1 protein-coding gene is annotated in these 1,191 nt (G+C 46.9%); it reads right to left on the bottom strand.

Annotation, left to right across the window (positions count from 1 at the left end):
* Positions 1 to 169: 169 nt before the first annotated feature.
* On the bottom strand, positions 170 to 1,191 hold a 1,022-nt coding region (locus tag A3762_RS25495; protein ID WP_304439337.1), incomplete at its 5' end, for a helicase C-terminal domain-containing protein.

The raw sequence follows: 1,191 nt of genomic DNA, 5'->3' as shown, positions 1-1,191 counted from the left end.
GGCAGCCGTATATTAGTGAGCGCTGGGCAAAACTTTTATGAGGCGACAGTACTGCCGATACCAAGTGTTGGTGAGTCGGCAGCCCTCATATTTTCAGCAATTGTGGTGGGCCAAATTACTGCTCATGCAATTTATGCGCAAAAGATTGAACGGTAGACAATTGCTTAAACTAAGAACCCAGCTGACGACGATAAGGTGGCAAAGCATCAAGCAACAAGCTGCCGTAACGCTTGGTGATTAATCGTTGATCGAGAATCGTAATTTGCCCTGAATCTTGCTCTGTTCTGATCAAACGGCCACATGCCTGAATCAGTCGCAAACTTGCTTCAGGAACAGAGATCTCCATAAAGGGATTACGCCCCTGACTTTCAATCCACTCAGCAATCGCTTGCTCTAAAGGATCATTCGGCACAGCAAACGGCACTTTGGCAATAACAACATGCGTCAGATACTTACCTGGCAAATCGATACCCTCGGCAAGTGACGCCAGACCAAACAAAATACTGCGCTTACCCTGATCTATTTTTTTCTTATGCAGCTGAATCAATTCCTGCTTACCCATATCGTCTTGGGTCAACATATCTTCACGCAAGTCACGATCGACTCTGTAAAACACGTCATTCATCTGCTTGCGCGAACTGAACAACACAAGCACTGCTTTATGATCTTCGATCCAATCTTCAAGATCATCGATCAACTCTTGCGTATGCGCCTGTGCTTGATTCGGCAATGAACGCATCGGCGGTACTCTTAATAGACCCGCTTGCTGAAAATCAAATGGACTTGGTACGCGATGATACACCGAGCCTTCAGGAAGCCCTGCCTTGTGTCGTAAATGATCAAACTTTCCGAGTGCAGTGAGTGTTGCAGAAGTCAACACGGCGCCGTAAGCACGCTTCCAAAGCGCAATATTTAACAAGCCGCCTGCACTCAGTGGGCTGCCAAACAAATAGATGTCTGAACCATTTTCATAGTCACGCAAGGTCGCCCATCGCGCATCTGGCTGATCATCGGGCTTAGAATCTTTTGAATAGAACTGCCACAAAGCATAGTGCCCATCGGCACGGTTAAAGTGCGAACCGATCACTGGGTACCATTGCTCTGCCTCTTCTTTATTCAAACCACAGTCAGATTTCTCGTCCACACTACGATTTAGTTCAGCACGAATCTCATCGAGATAACGACATAGCG

It is taken from the genome of Oleiphilus sp. HI0125, from assembly GCF_001635355.1.
This window is presented reverse-complemented; position numbering and strand designations above follow the sequence as displayed.